Raw genomic sequence first — 20153 nt, 5'->3', positions numbered from 1 at the left:
TTTATAAATATTTTAAGATTCTACATTTTAGTTTGGCTTAAGTTATGCCTACATTAAATTAAATCTAAAAAAACACAATTTATGACATTTCCTTTAAAACCTATACTTGTTTCTGCTATACTTTTTTTATCCTGTAATACAGGAAAATTAAACGTAGTTGGATCTATAGATAGTGATTTAGATGAAGCATCTGCTGCACAAATGGTTAAAGGGTCTAATTTGATTTGGACTATTGAAGATGCTGGAAACAAAAACAATGTTTACGGAATGGATATAAAGGGAAACATTGTAAAAGATATTGATATTGACAATGTAAAAAATGATGACTGGGAAGATTTAACTAGCGATAAAGAAGGCAACCTATATATTGGTGATTTTGGAAACAACTCTAGAAAACGAAAAATATTTTATATCTATAAAATTGAAGATATTGCTAATTTACATAACAAAACTAATGCAAAAACCATCACCTTTATACTGCCAAAAGATGTAAAATCTGAAGATTTTGAAGCCTTCTTTTTATGGAACAATACGTTTTACATTTTCAGTAAAGAAGACGATAAAACAATGGTTATTAAGGTCCCAAACCAAATTGGTACACATACAGCTACTTTTTTAACAGAATATGAATTAAAAGGAAAAGATACACGTGTTACCTCAGCAGATATAAGTCCTAATGGTAAAACAATAGTCCTTTTAAACCATGATAAAGTTTGGACATTAACTAATTTTAAATCAGACCGTTTTTTTGAAGGAGATGTTACATCTATTGATCTAGAACACGATTCTCAAAAAGAAGGTATTTGTTTTAAAAACAACTCTACAGTTATAATTACAGATGAAGATTCTGGTAAAGAAGATAATAACATTTACACCTTTAAACTTAATTAATTATTTAAAATAGCATCTGCTTTAGTTTTAATAACTTCTAAGTCATTCTGGTTATTAATACTTGATTTGGCATCATTTAATAAGACCTCAATTTGTGTTGAAATTATTTTTTGGTAAGCAGAATAAGTTACATTATTAATTAAATAGTAAAACATATCTAATATTTTTAGCACCATAATTACATCATGCTTTACATATGTACGTAAAGCCGAATTACAATAATACATCAAGTTTTCAAAAGAGACTGTGTGGATTTTTATTAAAGCCTTATTGTCTTTAGTTACATAGCTTTCGTCACTTTTAGAGGATCTAAGACTAAATAACTCTGTTAGGTAGTCTATAGCAATGATTGCTGTTCCAGGATCGTTAATTCCAGGAGACATCGCTTTAACAGCAACTTCTGTTAATTGTTTAAAGGCTAATATGTAGTTATCAGAAATAATTTCGTCTCTAGAAAATAAAAAGGCATCCTCAATAAGCTCTTGTTGTTCTTTATCCAACGGTTTTTCAACTTTATATAAAACTTGATCTAGGTGAATAAAATTTCCTTTAATAGCTACCACTTCAAATCTATTATCGCATTCTTGTGCTATTTTAGAAATGATATCAAAATTAATAGTTTGTAAAAACCCTGACCTATTAGAAGTTATTAGCTCCCAATTATCAGAATCTGGAAACGACAAATTATCTATATTTTCTTTTTCTGTATTTAACAGTTTTTCTAATCTATATTTAGCATCTGCATAAATCCGTTCCATTATGTTATGTACTTGAATTTCTTGAGACATGGAATGAATAAAATAAATAAAAGCACCCAAGCATGTAATCATAAAAATAATAGCAAATAAGACCGAAAAACCAGGTAACTGGTAACTATCTCCTGTAGGCTCTATACTAATTAAAGTGAATATACAGTACAATAAACTAGCAATGTATATGCCTAATATTTTTTGATGACGTCTGTTAGAAATTAAACCAGGTAGCAATCTTGGCGAAAAGTTACTAGAAGCTTGACTTAGCAAAATCATTACCATCGAGAAGCTAAATACCATTATGGATATTAATCCAGCAATAAAAGTGGTTAAAATATTAAGGGCTGTGTCTGTATTGTTTATGACTAATGCAGGAAAATATTTTAGGATATATCCAGAAATCCCATTGTTTTCTGCATAATACATGATAAAGGCAAACACAATACCTATGACACTAAAAACAGTAGGATAAAATGCAATTTTACTTTCTAATTTTTTAATATAATCGACTAGCCATAGTACATATTTTTGCATCCTTTTTTTATTAAAAATTTAGTCCAAAGCCAAAAGAGAATCGCAACCCTTCTTCACTATTAAAAAAGTTAAATGTACCTGATAAGCTGTTAGCAGCTGTCACCCAGAAACCACCACCATAATCGTTATGCCAGATTTTAGAGTCTTCGTTTCGTGACCACACTCGACCAACGTCTGTTCCAACAAAAATTCCTAATTGTAATGGTAACGCTTTAGTTTTAAATTTATCAAAACTATAACGTACGTCTGCGCTTCCTGTTAAGCTATTTTGTCCAGTAAAACGCTGTAACCTGTAACCTCTTAATCCATTACCTCCTCCAATATTTGCTGCTTGGTAAAAAATTAAATCGTTACCAAAACGCAATTGGGTACGTACATCTGTTTTTAAAACCAACTTTCTGTTGGTGATTAGTGCGTTGTAAAAACCTAACTCAGAATTGATGTAACCATACGTATATTTAGTGTTTTCAGGTTCGGTTTTAGCACCAATATCTAAACCAAAGGTCATCCCTCTTGTTGGTATAGAAATATTATCGAAACTTTTATAGTTAAAGTTACCTTCAACACCTGTAAATAAACGTCTGCTATAAAAGTCCGCATTAGTTGTAGATGGCTCTAAGGTTTCAATAAATCTATCTGGAGTTTCACCTATTTCAATAGCATCTAGCATTAATTTTATACCAAAATCAGAACCAAAATTTCCTTTTTTAAGCACACCTACACTTGCAGCATAAATACTTGTTTTAATTCGGTTGTAATCTAAGTCTAATGCATCGTCGTTATTAACAGTTTCGTTACCATAACCAAAAAAGTTATTGGTAAAATTCTCGCTTGTTAATTGTCCAGAAAGATGTAAGTTCCATTCTCCAAATAGGTTTGCAAACTCGCCATCATATTTTAAGCTAAATCCATCTGTTGCAAAAAAGTAACCTCCATTAAAACGATGTTCTTGAGAGAAAGGATTACGAGAAAACCCTTTAGTTGTTTTTATTAACCCAATGCCAACCTTTAATCCATCGTCTGGATTAAATCCTAAACTTGGTGTAATCACTCCTGTTCTAACAATGTTTTTCTGAAAATCGAACAGATTGTTATTGTAAATATCTGTAAAATTTATTTTTGCGCCATTATTTTCTGTGATGGTATTAGGTTTAGACTTATGGTCGTAAACACGAACACGTCTTCCATTTTTTATAATGTATTCATCATTATTTTGTCCTCCAATAATTCTGGTAAAAATTAAATTGTTTGCTTTACCAGTTACTTCAATTACATCGTCGTCATCTAATGCGTAAATCCAAAGCTCTTTAGTAACGTCTTTGTTAAAGGTTCTGTCTACAATAACGTCTGCTTTTTTACCATCTTTAATTCTAGAAATAATAACTTGTGTATCGTTATCACCAATACGCTTAACTTCGATATAATCGTCTTTATCTGTTCCAGTAAGGACAACTAACTCATTTAAATAGTTATAATAACGTTCTGCAATATCTTTTAAATTACCACGTCTTTGTTTTAAGTATATTTTAATCTGTTCTAATGTCTCATCTTTAACTTCCTCTGGGACTTTACTAAATGCAAGATCTATGACTTCATCAGTAACATTATCTTGTAAAAACTGTGCTTGTTTTAACCAGACGTCTTTACCAGATTGTTGGATAAGCACTTTATCTAGTTTAATACCAGCACTATTCATCCATTTGATGTCTTTTAACTCGCCATCATATACTTGTAATTGCTTGGTAGACCCTGAAATTACACGCATAATATCTAATAAAGCACCATCAAAGTTAGAAAATACTTGATCACGATCTCTTGGTATAGGTTTATATAATTTATCTCCATTTTCTTGGTCAAATTGTGCCCATCTCCATTGATCTTGATGTCTATCCCAATCGCCAAGAAGCATATCAAACAATCGTGCTCTGACAAAAGCGTTTTCGTCTATTTTATATTTTTCGTCCTTTCTAACTTTTTTTATGATATCATGAGTACTTTCTATATCATCTGCATAACCAAAATTTCTTTCGTCCGTATAGTTATCTTCTGGACGTTCTTCAATTAAATACAATTCACCTCCAAAATCACGATTATAATCTTTTAAGTGTTTGTGTTTAGGAATAAAAAATAGTTTGGGATTTGTATGATAGATTTCTGCTGCATGTGATAAATCTGGAACAACTATAAACGCATAAGGGTGTGCTGCTGTGTAAAAATCTAAAATTAATTCTTCGACTTTGGTCTTATCAAAATCATCTTCTAAATACGTTTCTTTAAAAATAACTGTTTGCAAATATTGAGTAGCACTTTTACGTAAAGCCCTCATGTTTAATTGACGACCATCTTTTGTTTGTAGACGTAAGGATCTGGTTTGATGCCCTCCACCCTCTCGCACGATTTCTAATCCACCATAAAGTGTATCTAAAGTAGCTACTGGGACTTCTACTTTTTTACTATATAACTCTCTGTATTTATCTCCAAATAAAGCTTCATAGACATCAGATTTATCAGTTTCATCTTTTGTATAAATAGATGCTTTCATTGTAGACGGAAAGGTTTCAGGAAGTTGAGATATATCATATTCTGGCTCATCTTCTTCAAAGATTTGCTTGGTATACAACAATTTTGCTTTGTTATTTTCTTCCGCATAAAAACTAACATATCCACTACCATCTTTAAAAACGGTAAAAGTTGCAAACCCTTGATTACCATAGGCGAATAATCCATTATTGCTTAAAGTAGCACCAGATTTTTTAGCGCCAGAACCAGAAACTATTTGTTTAATCCCGTCATTTTCTATGTATTGTAAAGAATGTTCGTGCCCAGAAGCAAATATTATATTATCATACTCCAAAGCTAAGGTTTCAATACGGTTCATCATTTTGTTATAACGCTCGTTATATCGGTCTTGAATGGACACTCCACCTTGAGTTCTTACTTGGGTTAAAAATGAGGCAATTATTGGTAAGGGTATTTTTTTTTGCGTAGGATATAAGTGTTTATCTGAAGTAAAAAAACCACCATGCGTACCATTGGTATACATTGGATGATGCATAGCCACAATCACGGTTTTATTTTGGGCTTTTTTAAACTCGCCTTCTAGTTCTAATAAAAAACGTTCTCTGGTTTTGATTTCGCACTCATCATTAATGGTTGGATGTTTATTCCAATTTTCTAAATACCACTGTGTATCTATAACTATAAGTTCTATTTTATCACTAACCTCAATGACTTCTAATGGGCATCCATCTTCTGGTTGAAAGGTGTTTTTACCTAATGCATCCTCTATAAATTTTTCTTGATTTTTTAGACCATCTAATCCATCTGAATACCAATCATGATTACCAGGTACAAACAAAACCTCACCCTTAAAATCTTTGACAGCATCTACTTGTGATTGTAATTTAGATTTAGCATCCTCATAAGATTCATGATCTTTATCCGGTAATCCTGAAGGGTAAATATTGTCTCCTAAAAAAACAGCATAATCATTTTTAGTATCTGTATTTTTAATTAAATCTTTAAAGGCTAACAATCCTTTAGAATAACCATCTTTTGGTGATTTTCCTGCATCTCCTATTAAATAAAATGTTTTATGGATTGGCTTGTCAGGAATTGGATTAATTACAGGGTTTTCGTCTTTGTATTGAGCTTCAAAAGACGCACAATTAGTAAGTAAAAAAGCGAAAACAAACGTTAGAATTATGTTATTTTTAGTCATTAACAGAATTTTAGTTTTATTTTTATAGTAATTTGGATTAGTTAAAACACGTATATATGTCTAAAATCATAGAAAAAACTGAAGCATTTGTTTTCGAACTCTTTAAAAATGAGCTACCTAACACTATTGTCTACCATAATCATACACATACTTTACGTGTATTTAAAAGTACAAAAGAAATTATAGATAATTCTAAAATTGATGTTAAGGATGCAGAAGTTTTACAATTAGCTGCACTGCTTCATGATGTAGGATATGTCAAAACACGAGCTGGACACGAAGAAGTTAGCGCAGAAATAGCGCGTAAATTTTTATCTGATGAAGGTGTAGCAGAAAAAACCATAAAGCAAGTTGAAGACTGTATTATGGCTACTAAGTTTGATACCCAACCACAAAACGAACTTGAAAAAATATTACGTGATGCAGACTCCTCTCACTTTGGAAAAAAATACTTTCCGGAAGCTAGTGAGTTTTTAAGAAAAGAATTAGAACTAGCAGGTGTTGCAAATTATTCGCCAAGAGAATGGTTAGATGAAAACATAAGAGTATTGTCTAAAAAACACTCTTACTACACAGATTACGCATTACAGAATTGGCAGAAAAGAAAAGAAAAAAATCTAGCCAAATTAATTAAAACCAAAAAGAAACAAAAAACTAAACTTAAAACAGAAAAACTTAAAGCTAAGTATAAGGCACAGTTTAAAAATGATAGCCCAGAGCGTGCTATACAGTCTTTTTATAGAACCGCTTTACGTAACCACATAAAACTTAGTGATATTGCAGATACTAAAGCTAACATATTGCTATCTGTAAATGCTATTATAATATCTGTGGTTTTAGCTAACTTAATCTCTAAGTTAGACACCAATCCTTACTTAACTTGGCCAACTATTATTTTTACTTTATTTAGTGTTATATCTATGATTATGTCCATAATTGCGACACGACCAAATGTAACCAGTGGTCAGTTTACCAAAGAAGATGTTGAAAACAAAAAAGTTAACTTAACGTTTTTTGGTAATTTTCATAAAATGGAACTAAATGAGTTTGAATGGGCCATAAACGAAATGCTAAAAGATAAAGATTATGTTTATAGCTCTTTAACTAAAGATTTATACTTTTTAGGTAAGGTTTTAGAACGTAAATACCGATTACTACGTGTTACTTATACAGTGTTTATGATAGGTATAATTGCTTCGTTAATTGCTTTTGGTGTTGCAGTAAAAAACAATCCTGGCGCAAACATACAGGATGTATTAGAAACTACTGAAGTACAAATTATTACTCCTAAAACAGAAGATTTAAAAGCGACTTATATCGTTTAAGATTTAATTTCGTTCATTAAATCATCATAGGTGTAAAACTCTTTGTCATTAGATTCTTTGTGATACAAAATATTGACACGTATTGCTTTTAAACCAGTAACACCTTGTAAATCTTCTAATTCTAAAATTTCAACCTCATCACCCAATTTGTGTTTAGCTTGTAAAAAGTTGACGTACTTTAGATACTCTATCTCGTCTTCTTTTTGCGAGTAAACTATGGTTAATTTACCTTTATCTGTAACACGCTCTTCTGTACCTTTAATGTTTGCTTTATCTACACGCTTTTTAACTACTTCATATCTGGCATTGTAAGTTCCATCAACATCAAAGTGTTTTTCGTCTGTTCTAAATCTAATGGATAATGGTTGGTTAAATACTAAAATCATAGAAGCAACATCCAGTGCTAATGGATACTCGTTTTGATGATTATAATACGCATTTTCCATATCACACATGACTTGCAATTGCCATAATCTTAAATTATATAAATAGATTTTATTGAATGAGTTTTCTTTGGTAATAGACTCGCCTATATATAAATTATGCTCAACTCCGTCTGTTTTGTAGCGTTCAAAAAAATGTGGATACATATTTTGAGCTTCTATTTGTTTTCTATCTAGTAAGGATGACATGTTTTTATTAATCAAACTAATGGTGTCATCGTAATTTTTACGGTAATAATAAATAACATTTAGGTTGTCATCTACTTTATTATAATAATCTTCAATAGCTTCAGATAAGTACGTTTTTGATTTTAATTGATATTTAAAAAGAGGTTCAATTTCATTTAGAAAAAATTGAGTTATTTTTTGTTCGCTATCTACTTTAAAATCTGTGTTTAAAATATTAGTATAGGTTTCTATCTGAAACAATAATTGTTCAAATATAGGTAGCTTTTCAGTTTCAAAAGCAGTATTAACTATACGCTCTACCATTTTAAGTTGAAGCGATAAGTCTTTTTGTGTAGCATTGTTTCTGGCATCTGATGATCCTTTAACATCTATTTGACCAAACAAAGGATATACATTATCAAAACTAATTTTGCTAAAAGTTGGATTTTCATTCCCTTGGTGTTCTTCTGTAATAAATCGTCTAGCAGCTTTCTCAAATTTCCATTTTACACTTGGATGTATAGAGGTACACTCGCGTTGTATAATGGCTTGAATTAAATTTTCTTCTTCTCTTTTAGAGCGCTTAACAGCAGACAGTATAAAAGGCATAACATCTTCTAATTTCTTAGAGTTTATACTGTTTAAAGCTCTTGGAGTTTTGGACACTAATTCTAGAACAGCCAACAATTTTCCATGTTCTGCAATAGGAGCAAAAATTGCACTTTTAAATCCTTGTGCTTTTAAAATTTTAACTTGTGGTACCTCTCCTTTAGATTGTTTTAAATTTTTATCTACGTCCGAAATGGCAAAATTAGTTTTGTCTTTTAAAATTTTATCACAACTAAAATGACAGAATAAATTTTCGCAATTAAACTCTTCTTTAGCTTGTAATAAAAAACTACTAATACCAGAATCATGAACTTGCATTAAACTATTTTCTTCTTCATTATATATGGAAAAACCTACTTGTAAGTCATTGACATTTAATAAAGAACGAAATACATTCTGAAATTCTGCCATAAACCTTTTGTCCTTTCGTTTATTGCTTCCAATTAACGTGGTTTTAATATCAGAAATGGCTTGATCGTCTGTGACATCAAAAATATTAGAAATTACAAATCCTTTTGAAACATAACTGTTTGGAGGAAATTTTTCTTTCCATAAGTCTATATTATCAAAATTATCTAAAAGTTCATGAAAATCTTCTTCAGTTAATTTAGGTGCTTTAGCAGTTGGAATAATTTCCATAAAGTCTGCATTGTACAAGATTTTATATATTCTAATTATACCATTTGCATCAGGAATTTCATAATATAATGGACGTTTAAAATTTGCATTATATCCATAACAGAAATTCATAATTATGGTACAGCCTAAAATATACCAATCGTTTTCAGGCATGTTTTTAATAACTAATTCAAAGTCAGGTCCTGCTGTTTTTAAAATATTTTCAAAACGTTGAGAAGCATTGAAAATAAAGTTATGATAAGGTACACTAGCAGTTTTAATTTCGTTTAAACTTAACACCTCGCTAAAAGCATCTTGTAAAAGAATTTGAATAACGTCTTTATGTTTATTTAATATAGACACCTCACTAAACCCTTCTCTTAATTCTGCAAAAGGTTCTTGAACTTCTAATATATGTTTAGCTCTGGCAGCAATAAATTGATCTTTACTTTTTGCCAAGACTTCATATCGCTCAATTAGTTTATTAAAACTAACTTGTAGCGAAAATGGAAGGTTTGTGTTATCGTTTAAATCTTTAATCATAGTTATCCTAATACTCAAAAATACGGATTATATAGGTTAGTCGTACTTATTTTAACAAGTTGACAAGAATTACTATTTATTTAATTAAGTGATTGTAAATGTTAATTTAGTGCTGAAGAGTTTTTAATGCTTAACATCAAGTGCATCACGTAATGCATTACCTATTAACATAAACGCCATAACTAAAAGCATAATGCAAAGTCCTGGTAAAACAGCTAAATAAGGTTTGCCTAAAATTATATAATTATAATGGTCTTTTATCATAGCTCCCCAACTAGCCATAGGTGGTTGTGCGCCAATACCTAAAAAACTTAGTCCAGATTCTATTAATATAGCTGCTGCAAAATTAGCCGCACTTATAACAATAACAGGTGCCAGTATGTTTGGTAAAATATGTTTTGAAATAATTCTAAAATCACTAAATCCTAATGCACGTGCTGCAGTGACATACTGCATTTGTTTTGCACTTATTATTTGTCCTCTTACTACTCTTGCCACCTCTACCCACATGGTTAATCCAACTGCAATAAATACTTGCCAAAACCCCTTACCTAGTGCTAATGTGATTGCAATAACAAGTAATAACGTCGGGATAGACCAGGTAACATTAATAATCCACATAATTAATGCATCTACTTTTCCACCATAATATCCTGCTAGGCTACCCATTATTATGCCAATTACTAAAGATATAAATACAGCTACAAAACCTATAAAAAACGAAATACGAGCACCTACTAATAATCTGCTAAGTAAATCGCGACCATATTTATCGGTCCCTAAATAGAAGGTTACTTTTTTTATATACTGTTTTGCTGAATTTTGATTAATAAAATTTGCATTAATTGTTTTGGTAACACCTTCTAAACCGTCTGACGCATATTCTGTGTATGTTAATTGATTTCCGTTTATACTGTAGTTAGAAATTGGGATTTCGGTATCTGTATTTTTATTTCCAAAAAATACTTTATCTAAAAAAGATTGGTCATTTTTTATTTGAGAGGGAATAGTTAACATATCCACACTAAATCCGGGTGATTTAGAGTGTATTGTCACATGCATCTGGTTTGCATGTTGAGAAGCATCTGGTGCAAACACATAGGCAAACACAGAAACCAACCCGATTAATCCAATAAAGACTAAACTAAAAACGCCCCAAAAGTTTTTTTTAAACTTTTGAAGCGCTAATTGAGATAATGAGTGTGTTTGTTGACTCATTGATTGTTTTAATCTTTTAAAGTGGCTACTTTCTTAATTTCGTAAGTCATTTTTAAGTCGTTTAGCACATTTAATGCTTCTTCAACATAAACATCTTTACTTAAGTTTTCGTGCCATCTTGTACGCTTATCACGTAATATAGTATCTTGTTCAAACAATTGTTGCTCGTATGGTAACGACTGAAACGTTAAGTCTGTTTTATAATCTGAAATAGCATCAAATTGCTTAGCTTCTTCTTCATTTAACTTTAACTTAGACTTGTACTTCTCGTAGTTAAGCGAGTAAGTGTTTTCATCCATTTTTGTTTTTGCCCATCGTGCATTGTTCTCGATTAATTTTAACTGCTCATTGTTAGCCATTCGCTCTTTACTTTTAGCAATGGTACGATCGTAGTCAAAATATCTATCCCATTCTTCATAATCTACTGGTGCAATTTTATCCCAAGCTAACGGGTTTTCTTGATCACGTTCTCCTATTTCTATAAAGCTATAACGATCTGGTACTACCACATCACTTTTTACACCTTCTAATTGTGTAGATCCACCATTAATACGGTAAAACTTTTGACGTGTTAATTTTAAAGCACCTAAGTCTCCGTGAGAGCTATTACGCACCATACGGTTTAGGTCTAATACATTTTGCACAGTTCCCTTACCATAGGTTTGGTTACTTCCAATAATAATAGCACGCTTGTAGTCTTGCATGGCTGCTGCTAAAATTTCTGATGCAGATGCAGACAATTCGTTTACCATAATCACTAAAGGTCCATCCCAAACAATAGACTTATCGGTATCTCTTAGTATTTCTTTTGGCTCGTCGGTAGAGCGTACTTGTACTATTGGACCATCTTTAATAAATAATCCAGCAATGTCTACCACAGTTCTTAAAGAACCACCTCCATTATTACGTAAGTCTAAAACTAACCCTTCAATACCTTGCTCTTTAAGACGTTCAATTTCTAATTTGATATCTGTTGCAGCGTTTCGGTTTTTATAATCTTCGAAATCGACATAAAATTTAGGTAAGTTTATTATTCCGTAGTTTTTACCTTCTTTTTTTACAATTGAAGATTTTGCATAAGTTTCTTCAAGCTCTACAATATCTCTAGTAATGGTATAGTCTTCAATGGTTCCATCCACTTTTTTCATGGTTAAAACCACTTTAGTGCCTTTAGGTCCTTTTATTAATTTGATAGCATCGTCAATACGCATACCAACAACGCTAACTGCTTCTTTTTCTTTATCCTGACGTACTTTCATAATAACGTCTCCCACTTCTATTTGCCCATCTCTCCAAGCTGGTCCTCCAGAAATCAACTCGACTATTTTAATGTAGTCCATTTTCTTTTGTAAACGCGCTCCAATTCCTTCTAACTTACCTGACATTTGTTGGTCAAATCTATCCTTATCTGTTGGAGCCATGTAAGAGGTGTGTGGATCAAACTCTTCTACAATAGTATTAACATACATAGAAAACCAATCTTCACGATCCATGTCTTCTATATAATCTGTAAAGTAATTATCAAGCGTTTTTAGGGTTTCGTTTCTAGCTTCCTCTTCTAATTCTTTTAAAGATTTTTTTTCTACGGTCTCGTATGGTGATGCTTCATCACTTGTTTCTTTAGGTTCTTCATTTTGCTGATCTACTAGCGCATCATAACCTGTAAGCGTGTTAAATTTTAACTGTTGTCTCCAACGTTCTTTTAATGCTTTTTTATTTTTAGCATAAGGTAACGACTCGTAATCTGCATTATACACTTCATCTTCATTGAAGTTGAAAGGTTTAGCTAAAATGTCCTTATAATATTGTTTTGCTTCTTGTTGACGTTGAATTAATCGCTCATGTACTACATTAAAAAACGAAATATCATAAGCTCTTAATTGATCATCAATTTCCGTTTCATATTTTTTAAATTCGTCAATATCTGACTGTAAAAAATAACGTTTTAATGGGTCTACTAATTCTAAGTAATCAGAGTAAATTTCAGCTGAAAACGCATCATTTAATTGTTTTGGTTCAAAGTGTAACTGGTCTAAAGCCAAGGTTATAATTTGAATTAACAACTTGTCTTTATCTGGATTATCTTCGACTTTAGTAGTAAAACTACAAGATCCAAATGCTAAAACTAGCACTAGTAAAATAATATTATAATTCCTTTTCATCTGTCTCTTTTTGTTTATTTGGGAAATTTCCACTAAAGTAAAGAAAAAACCATGCCAATAAAATCTAAACCCGCTAATTTTTTGTTAAACTAATTAAATTGAGTGGTTACGTAAGATTTTATGTATTTTAGCTACGTTAAAAAATCTTCTTTTTATGAGTAAAAGACCACTAATTTTAGTGACCAATGATGATGGGATAACAGCACCAGGAATTTTAACTTTAATAGAAGTTATGGAAACCTTGGGTGATGTTGTTGTTGTGGCTCCTGATAGTCCGCAAAGCGGAATGGGTCACGCCATAACCATAAATAGCGTGCTACATTTGGATAAAGTTTCTAAAAAAGGAGATAAAACACAACAATATAGTTGTTCTGGCACACCTGCAGACTGTGTAAAAATTGCTATTAACGAGGTGTTAGACAGACGTCCAGATTTATGTGTATCTGGTATTAACCATGGGTCTAACAGCTCTATTAATGTGATTTACTCTGGTACGATGAGTGCTGCTGTCGAAGCTGGAATAGAAGGTATTCCTGCAATTGGATTTTCGTTGTTAGATTACAGTTGGGATGCTAATTTTAAAGCTTCAAAAAAGTATGTGAGACAAATTGCCGAAAACGCGTTAAAGCATGGTATGGCAGAGGGTGTTGTTTTAAATGTTAATATTCCTAATCTCAAAGAAAAAGATATTAAAGGCATAAAAATTTGTAGACAAGCACGCGCTAATTGGAAAGAAAAATTTGATAAACGTAAAACACCTCAAGGCAGAGACTATTTTTGGTTAACTGGTGAATTTGTAAATTACGATAAAGGCACTGATACCGATGAACACGCACTAGCAGAAGGACATATATCTGTAGTACCTGTGCAATTTGATTTAACAGCTCACCACTATATACAACAATTAAATACTTGGCACTTTGAACAATAAAAAAGACATAATTTTAGGGTTTATACTTGGTATAATTTCTACCTGTATTGGTGTGATTTTGTACATTGTTTTGTTTTCTAAATTTGGAATTGAAGAAACCATTAAACAAGCCTTGCAGTTTAAATTTGTTGGCAAATTGGTTAGCTTAGGTGCATTATTAAATTTAGGCTTGTTCTTTTTGTTTTTAAATAAAAAACAAGACGACAAAGCCAAAGGTGTGTTAATAGCCACACTAATAATTGGATTAATTTTTATAATAAATAGATTTTAGATTGAAATATTATATTATTTCTGGCGAAGCTTCTGGAGACTTACATGGCTCTAACCTCATGAAGGCACTGCAAAAACAAGATGTTAATGCAGAGTTTAGATTTTGGGGCGGAGATTTAATGCAGAGTGTTGGAGGGACTTTAGTAAAACACTATAAAGCATTAGCTTTTATGGGTTTTTCTGAAGTTATTATGAATTTAAGAACTATTGCCAAAAATCTATCTTTTTGTAAGTCTGATATTGCCAATTATAATCCAGATGTGATTATTTTTATAGACTATCCAGGATTTAATTTACGCATTGCTAAATGGGCAAAACACAAACAGTTTAAGACGCATTATTACATTTCTCCTCAGATTTGGGCTTGGAAAGAAGGACGCATTAAAGCCATAAAGCGAGATGTTGATGCGATGTATGTGATACTTCCGTTTGAAAAAGCGTTTTACGAAGACAAACACAACTATCCTGTACACTTTGTTGGACACCCTTTAATTGATGCTATTTCTAGTCGTACGCAAGTAGATGAGTTTGAGTTTAGAGCCACGCATGGCTTAAGCGAAAAACCAATAATAGCCTTATTACCAGGAAGCAGAAAGCAAGAAATTACTAAAATGCTATCGGTTATGTTAAGTGTAGTGGATGACTACCCAAACTACCAGTTCGTGATTGCTGGTGCACCAAGCCAAGACTTTAGTTTTTACCAAACATTCATTAAACAATCTAACGTGCATTTTATAAGTAATAAAACCTACGACTTATTAAGCTTATCGACTGCAGCTTTAGTTACTTCAGGTACTGCAACGCTTGAAACCGCTTTATTTAAAGTACCACAAGTGGTTTGTTATAAAGGGAGTTGGGTGTCTTACCAAATTGGAAAACGTGTAGTAAACCTAGACTACATTAGCTTAGTTAACTTAATTTTGGATAAAGAAGCGGTGACCGAATTGATTCAAAACGACTTTAATAAGAAGCGACTTAAAAAAGAATTAGATATTATTTTAGACGACTACGAGCGTACTAAATTTTTTATAAATTATTACGAGTTAGAAAAAAAATTAGGCGGAAAAGGTGCCAGCCAAAATACTGCACAGTTAATTTTTGATGCTATAAAAGACAATGACTAATACATGAAAAAAATTGCCCTATTCCTACTACTAATAATTGTGTTTTCTTGTGGTGCTTCAAAAAGCAAACGCGTAGTTACCACAAAAAAAACTAAAACTACTAAAGTATCTACCAAACCAAATACAAGTACTAGTACTACCTCTAACAGCACCACAGATAATGTGGTTAAAAATGCGTTAGCCTATGAAGGTGTTAAGTATAAATATGGCGGAACCACCTCTAAAGGGATGGACTGCTCTGGTTTAATACACACTGCATTTATCCAAGAAAACATTAAAATGCCCAGAACCACTAGTGCGCTTTCTAAACATGGCGATTGGGTAGATTTAAAAGAAGTCCAAAAAGGCGATTTACTATTTTTTGCCACCCGAAAAAATAGCAGAAGTGTTAACCATGTTGGATTGGTCACTTCGGTAAGACCAGAACGTATCGAGTTTGTACACGCTAGTACTAGTAAAGGTGTGATGACGTCTTTATTGTCTGAGCGCTACTGGTATTTTGCATTTGTACAAGCACGTCGGGTTTTGTAAGAAATTTTATATATTAGAGAAGTGAAGCTTCTTAAATTTTCAATAATAAAATTTACATTATGCTTGATTATTGGTATCATGCTATCCAAGCTATTTAGTATAAGCATACTTAATAGTTTCCTTTTTTCTATTGGTTTTACTTTAATTTCTGTTGGGCTTTATTTCATTGTAAAAAAGAAAAAAAGCCATATTTATCTCTTTGGCATATCTACTTATTTGACCTTTATAGCATTTGGTGTGTTTATTACTAATTGTAATGAAGACATTCAGAATTTAAATCATTTCTCACATTATTTAACTGAAAACTCGTCTGATAACACAATTACGTTTAAAGTTAGAGAATTACTAAAGCCTAACGCTTTTAGTGAACGATATTATGTAGATGTTTTAAAAGTAAATTCAACTAAAGTTACAGGTAAAGCTTTGATAAATGTTGAAAAAGATAGTTTACAATCCAATCTTCCAATTGATGCTATTTACATCACTAATTCTGATTTAGTTGACATTAAAGCACCTTTAAATCCAGATCAATTTAGCTATAAAAATTATTTAGAAAAACAGCAAGTACACCACCAATTGTATGTTAATTCAAAACAAATTTTACCATTAAAAAACGACTCACAAACTTTATTTGGGTATGCAGCTAAATTTAGAAATTATATAAATGAAAGATTAAGCGGTTATAATTATACTAATGACCAACTATCTATTATTAACGCTCTAATATTGGGTCAAAGACAGAATATTACTAAGGAAGTTTATGACAATTACACTAATGCAGGAGCCATCCATATATTAGCTGTTTCTGGATTACATGTTGGTATTATCTTGTTGATTCTAAATGTTGTGTTTAAACCAGTAGAGCGTTTTAAAAACGGTCACATTATTAAAACAGGTATTCTTTTGATTTTATTATGGATCTATGCTTTAATTGCAGGAGGCTCGGCTTCTATCATTAGAGCGACTACTATGTTTAGTATTGTAGCTATTGGTATGAATTTAAAGCGTTCTACTAATATCTATAACACTTTAGCTATTTCGGTTTTTATATTACTATTAATTAAACCTAATTTTTTATTTGATGTTGGATTTCAGTTAAGTTATGCTGCAGTAATTGCTATTGTAAGTTTTCAACCAATTTTAGAACGATTGTGGTCACCAAAACACAAATTAGTTAATTTATTATGGAAAACTCTAACAGTAACAGTTTCTGCACAATTTGGTATTATTCCAATAAGTTTATATTACTTTCATCAATTTCCTAGTTTATTTTGGCTATCAAATTTAGTAGTCATTCCTTTTTTAGGAGTAATTTTAGGTTTGGGTTTACTAGTAATTACCTTGTCGTTATTTGGTACTCCACAAACCATTTTGTCTGATGCATTTGGTCTAGTTATTAATTGGATGAATCAGTTTTTTGGCTGGATATCTAATCAAGAGGACTTTTTAATTTTAGACATACCTTTTACTATTTTACAAGTTGTTGTGTCTTATGTTTTGATATTTTCTATCTATAAACTTTACTATCAAAAAAATTATAAATGGATGCAATTTTCTTTAATTGCCTTAATAGTTTTTCAAGCTACTTTTATATTAAATTATTATAAAACTAAAGGAGATTCTTTTATAGTATTTCATAAAAACAGATCTACTTTATTAGGTCTAAAACACAATGACCAATTGGCGGTTTATTCGGATTTAGAAAATGCAGAAAGCAATACAATTATAAGAAGTTATAGTGTCAAAAATTCGTTAAACACATTACCATCAACACCATTAAATCCAATCTATAAAATAAACGATAAGCATCTTTTGGTAGTGGATAGTTTAGGCGTTTTTAATGTAAAAAATGTTACAATAGACTATGTTTTATTGACTCAATCACCAAAATTAAATCTAAACAGATTAATAGATAGCTTGCAACCTAAAGCCATTATTGCAGATGGTAATAATTACAAATCTTATATTAATCGTTGGAATAACACTTGCATAAAACAAAAACTCCCATATTACCAAACTGGTAAAACAGGAGCTTTTATTATACATTATTAAGTAGACTAAGCGTTGTCCTTAAACGTGGCTTTAAACTCTTTGTAATACTTATCAAAGTCTGCTTGTGTTTTCATGTCTTTATGCTTGTTAGACGTAAACATTTTTAAATATAACTCTAGTTGTTGTGGTGTTTTATAACCTATAACAGGAGTAATTAAATTGGCGTCTTCGTCAAAAAATAATAAAGTAGGATACGATCTAATCCCTAAAGCAATAGCTAGCTCGTGTGACGAGTTTCTAGTTTTGGCTTTTGCAGGATTATACTTTGGATTAGTATAGGTTTTACCTTTAAAAGTCACTGTGTCATTACCCTGAGCATTAAACTTTACTGCATAGTAATTTTTATTAATGTAGGCTATTAAATCTTTGTTTGTAAATGTACGTGCATCTAATAACTTACAAGGTCCACACCAAGTGGTGTAGGCATCCATTATTATTTTTCTAGGTTCTGTTTTTTGAAGCTCGACTGCTTCTTCAAGCGTTATCCAATTAATTTGATCTTGTGCTATACCACTATATGTAAATAGCATAGTTAAGACTAAAAGTATATGTTTCATTATTTATGTGTTTTATTGTGCAGTTGCAAATAGCATTCCAAAGTTACAAAAAAATAAAAACGCCTCATAAATTGAGGCGTTTTAGATCTATTTAAGATTTTTTTATTTAACTCCGTGCATTTTCTTTTTAATAGTTCCATTAAGCACAAGCATAATTACTGCTGCTACTATTGGAATAATTGTAAAGATTAAAAAGAAAGTTGAAAGTCCGTGTTCTTCCATGATTGGATCCATATAACTTCCTGTTAAACCTCCTAAAAGATTTGCTAAAAAGTTAGATACAAACCATATACCAAACATCATACCTACTAGTTTTGCAGGTGCTAATTTACTAACATAAGATAATCCTACTGGAGACACGCATAACTCTCCTAAAGTGTGCAATAAATAAGCAAACACTAAAAACATTAAACTTACAGAAGCAGTTTTTGCACCATCTGGAATAGCTGCAGATCCGTAAGCTAACACTCCAAATCCTAACCCAACTAATAATAATCCTAATGCAAATTTTACTGGTCCTGATGGATTGTATTTGCTTTCCCATATTTTAGAGAATACTGGTGCAAATAGTATAATAAATAATGAGTTTAGTACAGAGAACCAAGAGGCTGGCACTTCTGCTGTAGGATCATTAAATTGTTTATTTAACATGTATATTACTATTATCCAAATAATTACAAAACTAAGTGCTAACCAGACGTTTGATAGTGCATATTTACCAAAAGTCTGTTTAAACAACAATGCTAATACCCAAGTTATAACCACCATTGGCACTAAGGTTATAATGGTATTAACAATTTTAAATGTCATGGCTGCATCACCTGCTAAAGCTCTATCTGTATAGTCTTTTGCAAAGATGGTCATCGATCCCCCAGCTTGTTCAAAAGCCCACCAAAAGAAAACAGTAAATAATGCAAAAATCCCAATTACAGTTAATCGGTCTCTAGTTACTTTAGATTTTTTAGCTTCATCAACCACATCTTCAATATCATCTTCAACAGACTCTAAAGAGTTTTCTATTGCATCATCAATTTTTAATTGTGCTTTAGGTGTGTTTCCTATGTTTCCAAAAATACCTTGAGCAAAATAAAATTGTAACATTCCTAAAAACATGAATATTCCTGCTAATCCAAATCCATAATGCCAACCCCAATCTGGAGACTCTCCAATATATCCGCAAAGTAAAATACCTAAAAAGGCTCCTGCGTTAATTCCCATATAAAAAATGGTATATCCTGCATCTTTTTCTTTTCCTTGGTTTTTGTATAGTTGCCCAACCATAGATGAAATATTTGGTTTAAATAAACCATTTCCTATGATTAAACATGTTAATCCAAAAAAGAAGAATGCAGAAGCCATACCTTCTAAAGCCATAGAGGCATGTCCTAAAGTCATAATAAAAGCACCAATTACTACTGCCTTTCTATACCCTAAAAATTTATCTGCTAAATACCCTCCAATAATTGGTGTTAAATAAACTAAACCAGTGTACCATGCATATAAAACTAAAGCATCAGCTCGTTCCCAGCCCCAACCTTCATCTAAAACTGACGATACTAAAAATAGCACTAAAAGTGCACGCATCCCATAGTAAGAAAATCGTTCCCACATTTCAGTAAAAAAGAGTACAAATAATCCTGACGGATGACCTAATACGGTTTTTTGATTGGTTTCTGAACCTCCAAATTTAAATTCCATAATTGT

Annotated in this window: 14 protein-coding genes; 7 read left to right on the top strand and 7 right to left on the bottom strand. The window is 31.5% G+C overall.

What is annotated here, in order from left to right; all coding sequences use genetic code 11:
• Window positions 1-81 precede the first annotated feature (81 nt).
• Window positions 82-891: a hypothetical protein gene (locus LY08_RS07345; protein ID WP_111659800.1), complete on the top strand. Its 810-nt coding sequence runs from the start codon at window positions 82-84 to the stop codon at window positions 889-891.
• Here the strand turns inward: LY08_RS07345 and LY08_RS07340 are convergent.
• Together LY08_RS07340 and LY08_RS07335 are read right to left on the bottom strand one after the other, a co-directional pair.
• Window positions 888-2177, bottom strand: a complete 1290-nt coding sequence (locus tag LY08_RS07340; RefSeq protein WP_111659799.1) for a DUF2254 domain-containing protein — start codon at window positions 2175-2177, stop codon at window positions 888-890. The genes LY08_RS07345 and LY08_RS07340 overlap by 4 nt on opposite strands.
• A gap of 10 nt (window positions 2178-2187) precedes the next feature.
• Complete coding sequence (locus LY08_RS07335) at window positions 2188-5898, bottom strand: metallophosphoesterase (protein ID WP_111659798.1); 3711 nt, start codon at window positions 5896-5898, stop codon at window positions 2188-2190.
• Window positions 5899-5954: 56 nt separating this feature from the next.
• Here LY08_RS07335 and LY08_RS07330 point away from each other — a divergent pair, with 56 nt between their 5' ends.
• On the top strand, window positions 5955-7223 hold the full coding sequence (locus LY08_RS07330) for a Pycsar system effector family protein (protein WP_111659797.1): 1269 nt from the start codon (window positions 5955-5957) through the stop codon (window positions 7221-7223).
• Here LY08_RS07330 and LY08_RS07325 read toward each other — a convergent pair.
• The 3 genes from LY08_RS07325 to LY08_RS07315 all read right to left on the bottom strand — a co-directional run bounded on the left by LY08_RS07325 (window position 7220) and on the right by LY08_RS07315 (window position 12984).
• On the bottom strand, window positions 7220-9604 hold the full coding sequence (locus LY08_RS07325) for a GAF domain-containing protein (RefSeq protein ID WP_111659796.1): 2385 nt from the start codon (window positions 9602-9604) through the stop codon (window positions 7220-7222). The two genes, LY08_RS07330 and LY08_RS07325, sit on opposite strands and share 4 nt — an antisense overlap.
• Before the next feature lie 123 nt (window positions 9605-9727).
• Window positions 9728-10822 (bottom strand): ABC transporter permease, encoded by a 1095-nt coding sequence (locus LY08_RS07320; protein WP_111659795.1) that lies wholly within the window; start codon window positions 10820-10822, stop codon window positions 9728-9730.
• 8 nt (window positions 10823-10830) lie between these two features.
• Complete coding sequence (locus tag LY08_RS07315; RefSeq protein ID WP_111659794.1) at window positions 10831-12984, bottom strand: carboxy terminal-processing peptidase; 2154 nt, start codon at window positions 12982-12984, stop codon at window positions 10831-10833.
• Between the two features lie 154 nt (window positions 12985-13138).
• On the opposite strand from LY08_RS07315, the gene surE reads away from it, so the two are divergent.
• From surE to LY08_RS07290, 5 genes are all read left to right on the top strand, one after another.
• Window positions 13139-13915, top strand: coding sequence for a 5'/3'-nucleotidase SurE (gene surE / locus LY08_RS07310; protein WP_111659793.1), 777 nt, complete (start codon window positions 13139-13141; stop codon window positions 13913-13915).
• Window positions 13905-14186, top strand: coding sequence for a hypothetical protein (locus tag LY08_RS07305; RefSeq protein WP_111659792.1), 282 nt, complete (start codon window positions 13905-13907; stop codon window positions 14184-14186). The genes surE and LY08_RS07305 overlap by 11 nt, the downstream gene beginning before the upstream one ends.
• Before the next feature lies 1 nt (window position 14187).
• Window positions 14188-15309 carry a lipid-A-disaccharide synthase gene (lpxB, locus tag LY08_RS07300; RefSeq protein WP_111659791.1) on the top strand — a complete coding sequence of 374 codons (1122 nt, stop codon included), beginning with the start codon at window positions 14188-14190 and terminating at the stop codon, window positions 15307-15309.
• A gap of 3 nt (window positions 15310-15312) precedes the next feature.
• Window positions 15313-15840 (top strand): C40 family peptidase, encoded by a 528-nt coding sequence (locus tag LY08_RS07295; protein WP_111659790.1) that lies wholly within the window; start codon window positions 15313-15315, stop codon window positions 15838-15840.
• A gap of 78 nt (window positions 15841-15918) precedes the next feature.
• Complete coding sequence (locus LY08_RS07290; protein ID WP_245907568.1) at window positions 15919-17892, top strand: ComEC/Rec2 family competence protein; 1974 nt, start codon at window positions 15919-15921, stop codon at window positions 17890-17892.
• A 5-nt stretch (window positions 17893-17897) separates the two neighbouring features.
• On the opposite strand, the gene LY08_RS07285 is transcribed toward LY08_RS07290, so the two are convergent.
• Both LY08_RS07285 and LY08_RS07280 read right to left on the bottom strand, forming a co-directional pair.
• Complete coding sequence (locus LY08_RS07285) at window positions 17898-18449, bottom strand: thioredoxin family protein (protein WP_111659788.1); 552 nt, start codon at window positions 18447-18449, stop codon at window positions 17898-17900.
• 102 nt (window positions 18450-18551) lie between these two features.
• A complete protein-coding gene (locus LY08_RS07280; protein WP_111659787.1) occupies window positions 18552-20147 on the bottom strand; it encodes a peptide MFS transporter in 1596 nt (531 codons plus the stop codon).
• Window positions 20148-20153: the final 6 nt, after the last annotated feature.

Origin of the sequence: Olleya aquimaris (genome assembly GCF_003259525.1) — a bacterium.
Classification (GTDB): Bacteria; Bacteroidota; Bacteroidia; order Flavobacteriales; family Flavobacteriaceae; genus Olleya; species Olleya aquimaris.
The sequence above is the reverse complement of the archived record's forward strand: the minus strand, read 5'-3'. Positions and strand labels throughout refer to the sequence as shown.